13 protein-coding genes are annotated in these 12,894 nt (G+C 65.9%); 4 read left to right on the top strand and 9 right to left on the bottom strand.

The annotated features are described in order from the left end of the window. Nucleotides 1-32: 32 nt before the first annotated feature. A complete protein-coding gene (locus BMX78_RS13895) occupies nucleotides 33-1,499 on the top strand; it encodes a purine-cytosine permease family protein (protein ID WP_091420288.1) in 1,467 nt (488 codons plus the stop codon). Nucleotides 1,500-1,576: 77 nt separating this feature from the next. On the opposite strand, the gene BMX78_RS13890 is transcribed toward BMX78_RS13895, so the two are convergent. Both BMX78_RS13890 and BMX78_RS13885 read right to left on the bottom strand, forming a co-directional pair. Then, nucleotides 1,577-2,125 carry a DUF4190 domain-containing protein gene (locus BMX78_RS13890; protein WP_091420287.1) on the bottom strand — a complete coding sequence of 183 codons (549 nt, stop codon included), beginning with the start codon at nucleotides 2,123-2,125 and terminating at the stop codon, nucleotides 1,577-1,579. A gap of 47 nt (nucleotides 2,126-2,172) precedes the next feature. Next, entirely contained in the window at nucleotides 2,173-3,060 is an 888-nt protein-coding gene (locus BMX78_RS13885) for a nuclease-related domain-containing protein (protein WP_091420286.1), read from the bottom strand. A 249-nt stretch (nucleotides 3,061-3,309) separates the two neighbouring features. Between BMX78_RS13885 and pgm the strand changes: the two genes are divergently transcribed. Next, nucleotides 3,310-4,968, top strand: a complete 1,659-nt coding sequence (gene pgm, locus BMX78_RS13880) for a phosphoglucomutase (alpha-D-glucose-1,6-bisphosphate-dependent) (protein WP_091420284.1) — start codon at nucleotides 3,310-3,312, stop codon at nucleotides 4,966-4,968. Here pgm and BMX78_RS13875 read toward each other — a convergent pair. Together BMX78_RS13875 and BMX78_RS13870 are read right to left on the bottom strand one after the other, a co-directional pair. Then, a complete protein-coding gene (locus tag BMX78_RS13875; RefSeq protein ID WP_091420282.1) occupies nucleotides 4,958-5,476 on the bottom strand; it encodes a 2'-5' RNA ligase family protein in 519 nt (172 codons plus the stop codon). The two genes, pgm and BMX78_RS13875, sit on opposite strands and share 11 nt — an antisense overlap. A 147-nt stretch (nucleotides 5,477-5,623) precedes the next feature. Then, the gene (locus BMX78_RS13870; RefSeq protein WP_091420281.1) at nucleotides 5,624-6,229 is read right to left on the bottom strand and encodes a malonic semialdehyde reductase; all 606 of its coding nucleotides are present in this window, start codon (nucleotides 6,227-6,229) and stop codon (nucleotides 5,624-5,626) included. Nucleotides 6,230-6,448: 219 nt separating this feature from the next. Between BMX78_RS13870 and BMX78_RS13865 the strand changes: the two genes are divergently transcribed. Beyond that, a complete protein-coding gene (locus BMX78_RS13865) occupies nucleotides 6,449-7,804 on the top strand; it encodes a uracil-xanthine permease family protein (RefSeq protein ID WP_091420279.1) in 1,356 nt (451 codons plus the stop codon). A gap of 6 nt (nucleotides 7,805-7,810) precedes the next feature. Here the strand turns inward: BMX78_RS13865 and BMX78_RS13860 are convergent, their stop codons facing one another. The 5 genes from BMX78_RS13860 to BMX78_RS13840 all read right to left on the bottom strand — a co-directional run bounded on the left by BMX78_RS13860 (nucleotide 7,811) and on the right by BMX78_RS13840 (nucleotide 12,045). Beyond that, nucleotides 7,811-8,659, bottom strand: a complete 849-nt coding sequence (locus tag BMX78_RS13860) for an SGNH/GDSL hydrolase family protein (protein WP_091420277.1) — start codon at nucleotides 8,657-8,659, stop codon at nucleotides 7,811-7,813. Then, nucleotides 8,656-9,516, bottom strand: a complete 861-nt coding sequence (locus BMX78_RS13855) for a GAF domain-containing protein (protein ID WP_091420276.1) — start codon at nucleotides 9,514-9,516, stop codon at nucleotides 8,656-8,658. Before BMX78_RS13855 ends, BMX78_RS13860 begins: the two co-directional genes overlap by 4 nt. Before the next feature lie 117 nt (nucleotides 9,517-9,633). Then, complete coding sequence (locus BMX78_RS13850; RefSeq protein WP_286138999.1) at nucleotides 9,634-10,533, bottom strand: glycosyltransferase family A protein; 900 nt, start codon at nucleotides 10,531-10,533, stop codon at nucleotides 9,634-9,636. A gap of 178 nt (nucleotides 10,534-10,711) precedes the next feature. Then, a complete protein-coding gene (locus BMX78_RS13845; RefSeq protein ID WP_091420274.1) occupies nucleotides 10,712-11,083 on the bottom strand; it encodes a hypothetical protein in 372 nt (123 codons plus the stop codon). A 62-nt stretch (nucleotides 11,084-11,145) separates the two neighbouring features. Then, the gene (locus BMX78_RS13840) at nucleotides 11,146-12,045 is read right to left on the bottom strand and encodes an SDR family oxidoreductase (RefSeq protein WP_091420272.1); all 900 of its coding nucleotides are present in this window, start codon (nucleotides 12,043-12,045) and stop codon (nucleotides 11,146-11,148) included. 255 nt (nucleotides 12,046-12,300) lie between these two features. Here BMX78_RS13840 and BMX78_RS13835 point away from each other — a divergent pair, with 255 nt between their 5' ends. Beyond that, nucleotides 12,301-12,798, top strand: coding sequence for a DUF6328 family protein (locus BMX78_RS13835; RefSeq protein ID WP_091420270.1), 498 nt, complete (start codon nucleotides 12,301-12,303; stop codon nucleotides 12,796-12,798). Nucleotides 12,799-12,894 lie beyond the last annotated feature (96 nt).

Raw genomic sequence — 12,894 nt, 5'->3', positions numbered from 1 at the left:
ATTGAACGAACGTTTATCACAAGGAGTTGGCCATGGCCGCAGCAAGCAGTGCCGTAGAGGCACGATCAATTGAAATGATTCCGCCCGGCGAGCGCCACGGCCATCCGCGGGGGCAGTTCACGCTCTGGTTCGGCGCCAACGCCCAAATCACCGCAATCGTCGACGGTGCACTGGCGGTGGTTTTCGGCGCCGATGCCTTCTGGGCGATTGTGGGCCTGCTGGTGGGCAACGTGGTGGGCGGGGCTGTTATGGCCCTGCACTCGGCCCAGGGACCAAAGCTGGGACTGCCGCAGATGATCTCCAGCCGGGCGCAGTTCGGCGTGTACGGGGCCGTGATCCCGCTTGCCCTGGTGATCCTGATGTACGTGGGGTTCGCCTCCACCGGAACCGTGCTCTCCGGACAGGCCATCAACCTGATGCTCGGCGTGGACGTTCCCGCCGTCGGCATCCTCATCTTCGGCGCCGCGACGGCCCTGCTCGCGATCCTTGGCTACAAGTACATCCATGCCCTCGGACGCATCGCCACGGTGATGGGGCTGGCAGGCTTCCTCTACCTGACTGTCGCCGTCCTCACCAAGTTCGACGTCACCCAGGTGATGATGGTCAAGGGGTTCGAATGGCCCACGTTCCTGACCGCGATCGCCCTCGGCGCCGGCTGGCAGCTGACCTTTGGTCCGTACGTGGCCGACTACTCCCGCTACCTTCCCGCCGACACCTCCGAGCGCAAGACCTTCTGGTACACATTCGCGGGATCCGTGGGCGGTGCGCAGTGGGCCATGACCCTGGGCGCCCTCGCCGGCGGGCTCTCTGCCGCAAAACTGGGCGGGGACTTCCTGAAGAACCAGGTGGGGTACATGGGCGACCTCGCCGGCGGCGGGCTGATCGCCGTCTTTATCTACCTGGTGATCGTCACGGGCAAACTCACCGTCAACTGCCTGAACGCCTACGGCGCGTTTATGTGCGGGGTCACCATCAGCACCGCGGTCAACCGCAAGGACACGGTATCGAAGACGTTGCGGATCGTCTTTATCATCGCCGTTATCGGGGCCAGCGTCCTGATCGCGCTGTTTGCGAGCAAGGACTTCCTGAACCTGTTCAAGAACTTCGTCCTGCTGCTTTTGATGGTGTTCACGCCCTGGTCCGTGATCAACCTGGTGGACTACTACAAGATCTCCCGCGACCGGCTGGATATCCCGGCCCTCTACAATCCGGACGGCCGGTACGGGCGCTGGAACATGGCCGCGCTGGTGTCCTACGGGGTGGGCGTACTGGTCCAGATCCCGTTCCTCGCGCAGGCACTCTACACGGGACCGGTCACTAAATGGCTGGGCGGAGCGGACATCTCATGGCTGGTGGGGATCGCCGTCACCCTCGCCGTCTACTACCCCTGGGCAAAGGCCACCAACCGGGCGCCGGCCGAATCCATTTATCCGGACAGTGCGTACCAGGACAGCTCTGCGGAGGACACCGTTCCGCTTGCAGCCGGCGGCAAAGCCTGAAGAACTAAAAATGCCCCATCACTTTTGGTCCCTAAAACCGCATCTTGGGGACCAAAAGTGATGGGGCATCTGCAGGTTTAGAAGGTGTAGGAGGAACTGCTGGTGGAACTGGCGATGGCCAGGCCGATGATGGCCAGCAGCCAGAACGCGCCATAGCCCAAAAGACACAGGTATCCGAGCACCAGGCCGGTGATGGACATGCCCTTGCCGGACGGCTCCCGCTTAAGCGCCAGGTGGCCGGTGACGATTGCGGCGATCTGCGGCAGCAGGATGAAGCCCATGATCACCGAGGCAATGCCGCACACCATGCTGGCGATGCTGAGCGTCTTCGGTTCGGCCGGCATGCCGTAGTAGCCGGGCTGGGCGTAGGGGCCCTGCTGGCCGTACGGGCTGGGCGGCTGGTTGTAAGCGGCGTACTGACCCTGTCCTTCGTAGGGGTTCTGGCCGTAGCCGCCCTCGCCATAGTTGCCCTGCCTGTACTGATCCTTTCCGTACTGATCCTGTCCGTACTGGGACTGGGACGTGGCCTCCGGACCAAACGGCGGGGCGAACCGCGGTTCAAAGCCCGATGGCGGGTTGCCGTCAGGGTGCTGGGATTCAGGCCGGTGGGCGGGCTGGTCAGTCAAAGTTGTCCCCCTGGAAGTTTTGCTTCCAGACTACCGCCGCGAACAGGTCAACGTCCCAGGTAGGGCAGCACGTACACGGCAAAGATGACGAAGGCAGCGAGGACGGCCAGGCGTCCGCCCCCAGTTGTGCCGCGCTGGCGGCCCTTGGCTTTGCGTGCGCCCGCACGCGCGTTCGGGGGATACCCCCGGACTGCGGAACTTCCTGACCCGGCACGGCGTGACACTGTTCGGGCGGGCACGGGGCGCGGTTCCGCCGTCCCCGGACCGCCTGTAACTGACGGGGCGGGCCGTGGGTCCACCGGCCTTACCACTGTCCCGGGCCGAACGCTCCGGAAGGCCGTGATGCCAGGCTCCTGCTCGTGCGTGAGTTGCTGTCCAAGGTGCGCGTAGAGCCCCACCACCGTCTGCTGGTCCAGGACCGGAGGCAAGGCTTCGATGGCGCCCACCACCCGCTGGGCTCCCACTACGGCAACATCCGAGTTGGTCACGCCGAAGAGGTCCGGCTGTGCCGCCATACAAATCAGGGGGCGCACGGTCCGGCGGTGCGGCGGCGCAAGAACGGAGGCGACGGCGGCGCATTGGGCCAGTGCCCCTTCCACCGCCTGCGTGCGTGCGTACCGACCCTGCCACAGCACGCCGGACGCAACCCTGACTTCGCCGGTCCAGTTCTTGGCGTCCACCACCACCACGCCGCCGGGCCCTACGAGGACATGGTCGAGGTTCGCTTTCGGCCGGCCGGGCCAGTGGACGTCATGCAGCACGTACCAGCCGCGGGGGACCAATTCGCTGAGCTTCTCCGCCACAACGCGCTCACCGACGGCGCCTGCGTCCCAGGCTTTGGTGGTGCGTTCGGCTTGGTCGAGCTGCCGCTTCAACCTGGCAACCCGTTCGGCCGCCAGCCTGGACTGCTCCGCTGCCCCGTCCCCTGCCCCCATGGCCGTCCCTGCTTCCCTGCCGCACATATGACGGCGGAAGGCCGCCGTCGTCCTTTAGCTCCCGGACATTCCGCCCGATTTTTTCGAAAGTAACAGGGCGCGAAGGCGGCGGTATATAAGTACTTTGCGGGGCCTGTACTCAGGTTGGCTACTTGTTTTGATGACGCTGCGCCGTCACAGGGCCGGACACATGGGCCGGATTTGGGCCTGGTCGTTTTGACTGTGGCTCCCTTCTGGCATGCTGGTCCCATGGCTAGCCGCGCGGGTACAGTTGCCCAACCCCAGGACCTTGTTGACATCACTGCGCTTCTTGACGCGTATTACGACATCTCGCCGGATCTGGGTGATCCCGGCCAGCGCGTGGTGTTTGGCACGTCCGGGCACCGCGGTTCCAGCCTCAAGGCGTCATTCAATGAAAAGCACATCGTCGCCATCACCCAGGCGATTGTGGAATACCGGGCGGCGCAGGGCGTTACGGGGCCGTTGTTCCTGGCCAAGGACACCCACGCCCTGAGCGAGCCGGCACAGAACTCGGCCCTTGAGGTGCTCGCCGCCAACGGTGTGCAGGTCCTGATCGATGCGCGCCACGGCTACACCCCCACCCCCGCCCTGAGCCACGCCATCCTCACCTACAACCGGAATGCCGGCGCCGGGGCACCCCAGGCTGATGGCATCGTGGTCACGCCCAGCCACAACCCGCCGGGCGACGGCGGCTTCAAGTACAACCCCCCGCACGGCGGACCCGCCGATTCGGACGCCACCGGCTGGATCGCCAACCGCGCCAACGAACTGCTCGAAAACGGCCTCCGCGGTGTCAAGCGGGTAGCAGTGGCCGAGGCCCTGGCCGCCGACACCACAGGCAAATTCGACTTCCTCAGCAGCTACGTGGACAATCTCCCCTCGGTCCTGGGCCTGGATGCCATCCGCGAAGCCGGGGTCCGGATCGGGGCCGACCCCATGGGCGGAGCGTCCGTGGACTACTGGGGCGAGATCGCCGAGCGCCACCAGCTGAACCTGACCGTGGTCAACCCCACCGTGGACCCGCAGTGGGCCTTTATGACCCTGGACTGGGACGAGAAGATCCGGATGGACTGCTCCTCCCCGGCGGCTATGGCCTCGCTGATCAAGCGCATGTCCGACGGTGGTGCTGGCGCCGCTTTCGATGTTGCCACCGGCAACGACGCAGACGCAGACAGGCACGGCATCGTTACCCCCGATGGCGGGCTGATGAATCCGAACCACTACCTCGCCGTCGCCATCGACTACCTGTACCGGAACCGCAGCGGCTGGAACCCCGGGTCCGTGGTGGGCAAGACCCTGGTGTCTTCCTCCATCATCGACCGCGTCGCCGAGAGCCTGGGACGCAAGCTCGTGGAGGTCCCGGTGGGCTTCAAATGGTTTGTGCCCGGCCTGCTCTCCGGCGAGGGCGCGTTCGGCGGCGAGGAATCCGCCGGTGCTTCCTTCAACAAAAAGGACGGCAGCGTCTGGACCACGGACAAGGACGGCATCCTGCTGGCCTTGCTCGCCTCGGAAATCACGGCAGTCACCGGCAAGTCCCCGTCGCAGCTCTACAAGGGCCTGACGGACCAGTTCGGTGCCCCCGTTTATGCCCGTATCGACGCCGCCGCAACGCGCGAGCAGAAGTCGGCACTGGGCAAGCTCTCGCCGACGGACGTTACGGCCACGGAACTGGCGGGCGAGGCCATTACCGCCAAGCTCACCGAAGCACCCGGCAACGGTGCCTCCATCGGCGGCCTGAAGGTGGTCACGGAGAACGCCTGGTTCGCCGCCCGCCCGTCCGGCACCGAGGATGTCTACAAGATCTACGCCGAGTCCTTCAAAGGCGAGGACCACCTCAAGCAGGTCCAGGCCGAAGCCAAGGCGTTGGTGGACAGCGTCATCGCCTAGGGTTCTTCGCCCCGGCTGTTTCGTCCCGGCCCCAGAGCCGGAGGACACGCCGGACGGTACGGTCACCGTCCGGCGCCATGTCCACCAGCGCGATCCAGTCAAGAACCACGACGTCTCCCGGGTATAGCCGTTTGTCACCGTGGTGTGACACGTGGGGCCGGTAGCCGGACAGGGTGTGGGCGGGGGTGAGGACTTTGCCGCCCAGGCTGCCGACCGCCGCGACCAACTGCTCGTGCAGGGTTTGCAGGTCCCGTTGCGGCTGGATCAGGCTGACGGGAACGGAGCCGTTCCGGCCGAACCCCGCGTCGTTTCCCACCGTGAGCCGGGCCCCGAGGGCGGCCCCGGCCGGCGCTTCCGCAAGTGCTGCGATGCCTTCCGCAGGGTCGGCACCGTCTGTGGCGCCGACGTCGAACCTCACCAGGGTGATGTGCAGCGGCCAGTCGGAGCGCGGGAACACCAGCCCCTCCGTCACGGGCTCCACAAAAGCAACCAGGATGAGGTTCCGCATCCGGCAATTGTCCCACCGCCGCCCCAAAGCTCTCTCACTTAATGCCGGTTAAACGCCAATGCTCTCTCACGAATGAGAGAGCATTGGCGGAAAAGGCACATTAAGTGAGAGAGCGTTCCGGCAGGCTCGACCACCCGCCGGGGGAGGTTAGACGGTGCGGACGACCTCGTCGTAGGAGAACTTGGGCTTGGCTTCGCCCCAGGCGTCCTCGGCGGGCTGGCCGATGTTGACCACCAGGAAGCTCTTCTGGTCGCCGGCCGGGAAGAAAGCGGCGTCGATGGCGGCGAAATCGGCACCGGTCATGGGGCCCGCAGCGAAACCGAGCGACCGGACGGCCAGGATGAAGTACCCGGCCTGCAGGTGGGCGTTGTTGTTGCCCGTGGCGGCGGCCAGTTCCGGGTTGGCGTCGTACATGGCCTTCGGGGCGTTGTAGCCGGGGAGGAAGTTGTCCCACTGGCCTGCCCAGTCGGTGTCGTAGCTGAGGATCGCCACGAGCGGGGCGGATGCGGTCTTGGCCTTGTTCCCGTTGGCGAGTGCATCTACGAGGGTGGCGCGGGCTTCGGCGGAGCGGACGTAGGTCACGCGCAGCGGCTGCGAGTTGAAGGCAGTGGGGCCGTACTTGGTGAGTTCGTAGATGGCCTGCGCCTGCTCGTCGGTCACCTCTCCGGTGAAGGAGTTGGCGGTGCGGGCCTGGGCGAAAATGGCATCAACGGCGGCCGAATCGATAACCGCTTCTTCGTGGGCAATAGTCATTTGCGTACCTTTCGCTGCGCCGCCCCGCGTGCCGGGGTGGCCTGTTCGCTTTCCATAGTTGCAACTTCAACTACCCGTGTCCTCTTCCCGTGACGGCGCGTGACGTTAGCCACAGCAGCACCCGGCAGCAGCCTGGCCGCCAGCGGCGGAAAGCTTGGCGGTATTCTGGAGCCAGTTGTTCTTCGCCCCTGCGGCAACCCCCTTGAAAGGCCTCCGCCCATGAGCATGCTCGGAATCAAATGGAAGCTGCACGGCACCGGCAAGTCCATCAAGCCTGGCCACGTGGTGGCCCCCGATGAGCGGCTTGCCTGGCCGCTGACCATTGGCGTGGGCATGCAGCACGTGGTGGCCATGTTCGGCGCCACCTTCCTGGTGCCCATCATCACGGGCATGCCGCCCGCCACCACCTTGTTCTTCTCCGGCATCGGCACATTGCTGTTCCTGGTAATCACCAAGGGCCGTGTGCCCAGCTACCTGGGCTCAAGCTTTGCGTTCATCGCCCCCATCATGGCGTCGCAGCAGCAGTTCGGCGTCCCCGGAGCGCTGGGGGGCGTGGTGCTGGCCGGCGCCGTCCTTGCCCTGGTGGGCGCCATCGTGCAGAAGTTCGGTGCGGGCTGGATCAACCGGCTGATGCCGCCCATCGTCACCGGCGCGATCGTGGCGCTCATCGGCCTCAACCTCGCCCCCGCGGCCAAAAACAATTTCGACGCCGCCCCGGTCACCGCCGTGATCACGCTGGCCACCATCATCCTGGTCAGCGTCCTTTTCCGCGGAATCCTGGGCCGCCTCAGCATCCTGGTGGGCGTAGTGGTGGGCTACCTCGTGGCCATGCTCCGCGGGGAGGTCAGCTACGACAAGATGGACGCCGCCGCCTGGGTGGGCCTGCCCCAGTTCCAGGCCCCCGAATTCCACCTCGGCATCCTGGGCCTGTTCGTTCCCGTGGTACTGGTGCTCGTCGCCGAGAACATCGGCCACGTGAAGTCGGTGGCTGCCATGACCGGCCAGAACCTCGACGGCGTCTCCGGCCGCGCGCTGATGGCCGACGGCGCCGCCACCGTCCTGGCCGGCTTCGGCGGCGGATCCGGCACCACCACCTACGCGGAAAACATCGGCGTCATGGCCGCCACCAAGGTCTATTCGACGGCGGCCTACTGGGTGGCGGGCATCTTCGCCATCCTGCTCAGCTTCTCCCCTAAATTCGGTGAGCTGATCGCCACCGTCCCGCCGGGTGTGCTGGGCGGTGCGGCCACCATGCTCTACGGCATGATCGGCATCCTGGGCGTGAAGATCTGGGTGCAGAACAAAGTGAACTTCTCCAACCCCGTGAACCTGACCACCGCCGCCGTCGCCCTGATCATCGGCATCGCGGACTACACCTGGACCGTCGGCGAGCTCAAGTTCACGGGGATCGCCTTGGGTTCGGCCGCGGCGCTGGTGATCTATCACGGCATGAAGGCCATCGCGAAGGCCCGTGGAACAGTGGCGGAACCTGAAACCGAGCAGGCCGCGTTGCCTCCTGCCGCCAAGGCCGCCATCAACGCTGCGGCGAAGAAGCGGGCACCGAAGAAGCGCTAGCGCTGGCTAGGCGGCGTCGTGTGAACCGGCATCGCCGTGGCCCACACCGAAGACCGGCCCGGGCAGCGGACGCTTCGGCGCCAGTGCCTCACCGCCGTGGGGCAGCAGCCTCTGCAGGACCCACGGAAAGAAGTACCGCCTCGCCCAGATCAGGTCCTCCGCCCTGGCTTGGGTCCAGCCATGGGCCGGGACCGGCCGCGGCTGCAGCGGCTTGAGGGAATGCGGCACAGCGAGCGCGTCGAGCGCGGCAACGGCAACAATGTGATGGCCCAACGGCGACAGGTGAAGCCGGTCCCTGTCCCACATCCGGGCGTCCCTGAGCGCGGGAAGGCACCAGAGGTCCACCATCAAGGCCTGATGGTGCATGCCGATCGTGTGCAGGTGCTCGTTGTAGATAGCCAGCCGGCCCCGGACCTGCCCCAGAACAGGGGTCCCGCCCCAGTCCGGCGCCGCGAACAACATGACTGTGGCCCCGGTTTCCGTCAGTTCGCCAACGGCCTGGTCCATCTTCCCGGCCAGTTTGTCCGGGTCCCCGCGCCGGAACACGATGTCGTTGCCTCCGCCGGACATCGCCACGAGGTCCGGCTTCAGTGCCATGGCAGCCTCGAGCTGCGTGTCGATGATCTCCTGGAGCACCATCCCCCGCACCGCGAGGTTGGCGTAGGCGAAGTCATGCTGCCCGATGGCGAGTTCCTCGGCTGCCCTGTCAGCCCAGCCCCGGTACCCGCCGATGCTGCGCGGTTCGAGGTCACCGATTCCTTCCGTGTAGGAGTCGCCGAGGGCGACGAAGCGGTGCCAGGGGTGCCGCTGGCCGGGGGTATTTCCGCTCCAGGTTTCCTGCTGGTCGATGGTCATGCCCGCCGTCCTTTCGCCGTTGTGGAAGGGGCCTTGTTCCGGCCAGCTCCTGCATCGGGCGGTTGGCCCAACTCGGCCGGAGCCAGCAGGCGGAAGTCCTCAACGTCGTCGGCCATATCCCGCCGCGGCCCCGAAACGTCCCTTACGGGCCCTGGCACCACAACATTCAAGGCCGCACCATGAAGGTCCAATTCGTGGTGCGAAGCCTCGCGCTGCAGGAAGCGCAGGGCACCCTCACGGCTGAGCCCGTACTCGTCCATCAGGCTTCGCACCGCCAGGTCAACCAGCACCAGTGAGCTCTGTGCCACGGCAATTCCCGCCGCTGCCTCCGCGCGCTCTGCCACCCGGACCACCACGCGCAGGGCACGCGCAAGCTGCCGCGCGTAGCTTTGGGTGCGGAGGAGATCGTCACTGGCGAAGGTATGGGGCGAGGAGGCGTAAAGGTTAATGGCGGCGCTGGTCAGGCCCTCGGAGACGATGGGCACTGACAAAAGCGACTGCACGCCATGGCCCGCCGCGGCATTTGCGTACCCGGGCCACCGCCGGTCCCGGCCCAGATCGGACAACAGCACGAACTCGCCGCTCCGCAGGGCCTCGATGACGGGTCCGTCGGCGAAGGAACACTGTTCCCGGTCTGCCTCGCGTGCCTGCTCGCTGCTCGCGGCGAGGGTGCGTGCCTTCCCCAGGCGGAAAAGGGTGGCGGCCCAGCCGATGCCGCGGCGCTCACCCTTGATGTCCCTCATAAACTCCTGGGTGACTTCCTGGAGGTAGGTTTCCACGTCCTTGCTGTCGAAAACCGGCTCCGGGGGAAGTGGGAGCGATCCCCAGCCAATCTGTCCGGCGGGTTCAGCGGCCATGTTGCACGCCTTGCTTGTAGCGCTGCGGCCCACTGCAAAACCTCGTGATTACAGAATACGACGCATCGCACCGTTGGCGGGAGGGGGCAGCCCAGTTCCTGGCTAGTCGACGGCGGCTTAGTCGACGGCGCCGCTGTTGCCTGCGTACGCTGCCACAGTTTCGGCGAGGACGACGTCGTAGGCTTCCACCCGCCGGTCCGTCACCGTAGTGGGGGACTCAAGGTGGACGGCCCCCGAGGGCAGGATGCCGGCGGCACCGTACCTCTCCATAACCTGCCACTGCGCAACCACGTCCTCCCCTGCATGATCCGCAGGCAGGCTCGGCCAGAAGCTGAACCCGCCGGCGTCGCGCAGTGCATCGCGCTGGTAGAGCACGCACCCGCCGAGCCACGCCACCCGGTACGGCAGCCACTCCCCCGGCCCCAGGGAAAGATCGGCACTGAGGTGGCTGAGGTTTGCGGCACTGTGCAGTGGCCAGCGCTCAAAGCCGGGGGTGCCGGGACGAATGCGTTCCGGCGTTACGGGTCCGTCCCAGACTTCAAAGCCCGCCGTTTGCTCCGGCCTCCTGTCATCAAGGTAGGACAGGCCCTGCGGCGCCATGCCCACAAAGCCGCAGTCCAGCTCGTCAAGTGCCCGGTTCATCCGCTCCAACGCGCCAGGTTCCAGCCACACATCGTCGTCAAGGAAGAGGCACTTTGCCGCGTTTGACTGGTCGAGCAGGAACTGGCGGTGCTCAGCGAGCCCGCGCCGCGGCAAGTGCCGCAGCAGTGCGACCGGCCGGCCCTGGGCTTCGAGGACCCGAACCATGGCAGCGGCCGCAGGATGCTCCCAGGCGGGCGCATCGCTGGACTGGTCGCTGACCACTACCCGGAAGGAAGGATCAGCCTGCCCGGCCAGGCCCGACAGTGTTACTGCCAGCTCGGCAGGGCGGTTGCACGTGGGTACCAGCACATCCACGTCCACCCGTTCCGGCACCCCACAACGGCCTGCCCATTGTCCTGATGATCTCCTGCTCACAGCCCACCTCCGGGCGCCTGCACGGCATAGATAGCGAATGGGTTTCGTCGTGTCCTGTACCCACATCCCCGGGATGTATGCGGCCACGGCAAAGGCCTCCGGCCGCTGCCACAGTGGACAGCAGGCGGAGGCCTTCAACGGTTCGTGCGGCTGGGCTCAAGCAGCCGCGGCGGCCCGGTCAGCCGGCGTCGAAGCTTTCCCCGCCGTCGTCGTTCGGGGATTTCTCCCGGGGCAAATCATTGCCGGTTCCGTCCGGGATGCCCGCTGCTTCCTGCCCGGACTCAGAGGACACGGGAGCGGACCCCTTTGAATCGTCGTTGTTCTCGTCGATTTCAGCCGCACTCGAAGGAAGGTCCACGTCGCGGGGCAGGGGGTCGCTGCCGGTGCCGGACTGCGGCTCGTTGGTGTCCACGCTTCCTGCCCCGCCGTCACCGGTGGTGGCCGAGCCGTTGGCTGCGCCCTGGGTACCTCCCAGTTCCTGCTCTGCGGTGGGAGTGCCGTATCCGCCCGGATCGGTCTCCGGCTGGGCCTGCTGGTTTTCCTGCGTCATTATTCCTCCTGCTTGTGCGTTGGATGGATGGTGGCTTGGACCTTGAATGGGACCCGGGCTGCTCAGAGGCCCTTTCCGCCGGTCACCGGCAGCACGGCCCCGGAAATATAGGACCCGTCCTCCGAGGCCAGCAGGACATAGGCTGCGGCGAGCTCGGCGGGCTGGCCGGCCCGTTCCAGCGGTGTGTCCTGTCCGAACTTCGGAAGCTTGTCCGGCCACTCGGTGGCCGGGATCAACGGGGTCCAGATGGGTCCCGGAGCCACAGCGTTCACCCGGATCCCCTTGGGCCCCAGTTCCTGCGCCAGCGCCTTGGTGAAAGCCACCTGCGCGGCCTTGGTCATGGCGTAGTCGATCAGGCCCGGCGACGGGTTGAAGGCCTGGATCGAGGCCGTGGTGATGATCGAAGCGCCCGGCTTGAGGTGGGGCACGGCGGCCCTGGCCGTCCACAGCAGCGAGTAGAGATTGGTCTTAAAGACCCGGTCGAATTCCTCCGTGGGCAGCGATTCAAGGCTTTCGCGGTTCTTCTGGTACGCGGCGTTCAGCACCACTACGTCCAGGCGGCCAAACTCTGCCGCCGTTTCGTCAACAATCCGGGTACTGAATTCTTCCTCGCGGCCGTCGCCGGCAAAAAGCAGGACCCGCCGGCCCGCCTTCCGGATCCAGTCCGCGGTGTCCTGGGCGTCCTCCTCCTCTTCAGGGAGGTAGGAGATGGCCACGTCGGCTCCTTCGCGGGCGAATGCGATGGCCACCGCCTTGCCGATGCCCGAATCTCCACCGGTGATGAGGGCGGCCTTGCCCTGAAGCTTCCCGTGCCCCTCATAACTGAGTTCCCCGTGGTCCGGTTTGGGATCCATGGGTGCCGTCAGGCCGGGCTGCTTCTGTTCCTGCTCCGGAAAAGGCCCTGCGTGGTAGCCGCCCCGGGGATCCTTCGGCTGGTCCGCCTGCTTGTCCGTCCCGCTCATAGTCCGCCTCCTCACTGTGTCCGTTTCCACCGTGTCGTTTTCCACTGTGTCAGTCGGTTTCAACTGTGTCGGTTTCGAAGGGCGTGTGCACCGGCCCTTCGAAGCTATCCCGGCCGGCGGAGTAAAGTCCACCGTTCCGGGCGAATAATCAGTAAACTTATCAAATGGCAGGCGCGGTGCAACATTGCCCCCGCTTGTGGGTAGGCAGGGAGTAGAAGGATACCCAGGCACTGGTGGGGGCTGGAGGGAGAGGCAATGTCCGACGTGGAGGACTACACAGGCCGGACCGGCCGCAACGAAACCCGCGAGGAGCAGATGGACCGCAACTGGGCGGAACTGCTGCAGGAGCTGCGGGTGCTGCAGACCGGCGTGCAGATCCTTGCGGGATTCCTGCTGACCCTGCCGTTCCAGTCGCGCTTTGAAGAGCTTGACGACTTCCAAGTGGCCCTGTACCTGGTCAACGTGGTCATCGCAGCCCTGACCACAGCGTTTATCCTCCTGCCGGTCAGCGTGCACCGGAGGCTGTTCCGGAAGCGGCTGAAGGAGACCCTGGTGTCGAGCGCCGATTTCATCACGAAGATTGCGCTTGCCGGCATAGGGCTCCTGAGCGCCGGAACCGCCGCACTGGTGTTCGACGTGACGGCCGGCCGGTCAGCCGGCCTCACTGCCGGAGGCGTACTCCTTGCCGTCCTGGTGGTCCTCCTGGTCTATGTCCCGCTGCACCTGAACAGGCGCGCTACGGCAGGACGCTAGCTGTACTAACCCGGTTGGTTGGTGACACGGCTGACCGGTGAGGCGCCTTTGAGTGCGGTGTGGGGCCTGTGGTGATTGTAGTACTCGATGAAGTTG

The sequence above is a fragment of the Arthrobacter sp. OV608 genome (genome assembly GCA_900110595.1).
GTDB lineage: Bacteria > Actinomycetota > Actinomycetes > Actinomycetales > Micrococcaceae > Arthrobacter.
This window is presented reverse-complemented; position numbering and strand designations above follow the sequence as displayed.

Bases quoted from the DNA above. Each gene is read 5' to 3' on its own strand.
- BMX78_RS13895 (WP_091420288.1), top strand. From the start codon at position 33: ATGGCCGCAGCAAGCAGTGCCGTAGAGGCACGATCAATTGAAATGATT.
- BMX78_RS13885 (WP_091420286.1), bottom strand. From the start codon at position 3,060: ATGGGGGCAGGGGACGGGGCAGCGGAGCAGTCCAGGCTGGCGGCCGAA.
- pgm (WP_091420284.1), top strand. From the start codon at position 3,310: ATGGCTAGCCGCGCGGGTACAGTTGCCCAACCCCAGGACCTTGTTGAC.
- BMX78_RS13875 (WP_091420282.1), bottom strand. From the start codon at position 5,476: ATGCGGAACCTCATCCTGGTTGCTTTTGTGGAGCCCGTGACGGAGGGG.
- BMX78_RS13870 (WP_091420281.1), bottom strand. From the start codon at position 6,229: ATGACTATTGCCCACGAAGAAGCGGTTATCGATTCGGCCGCCGTTGAT.
- BMX78_RS13865 (WP_091420279.1), top strand. From the start codon at position 6,449: ATGAGCATGCTCGGAATCAAATGGAAGCTGCACGGCACCGGCAAGTCC.
- BMX78_RS13860 (WP_091420277.1), bottom strand. From the start codon at position 8,659: ATGACCATCGACCAGCAGGAAACCTGGAGCGGAAATACCCCCGGCCAG.
- BMX78_RS13855 (WP_091420276.1), bottom strand. From the start codon at position 9,516: ATGGCCGCTGAACCCGCCGGACAGATTGGCTGGGGATCGCTCCCACTT.
- BMX78_RS13845 (WP_091420274.1), bottom strand. From the start codon at position 11,083: ATGACGCAGGAAAACCAGCAGGCCCAGCCGGAGACCGATCCGGGCGGA.
- BMX78_RS13840 (WP_091420272.1), bottom strand. From the start codon at position 12,045: ATGAGCGGGACGGACAAGCAGGCGGACCAGCCGAAGGATCCCCGGGGC.
- BMX78_RS13835 (WP_091420270.1), top strand. From the start codon at position 12,301: ATGTCCGACGTGGAGGACTACACAGGCCGGACCGGCCGCAACGAAACC.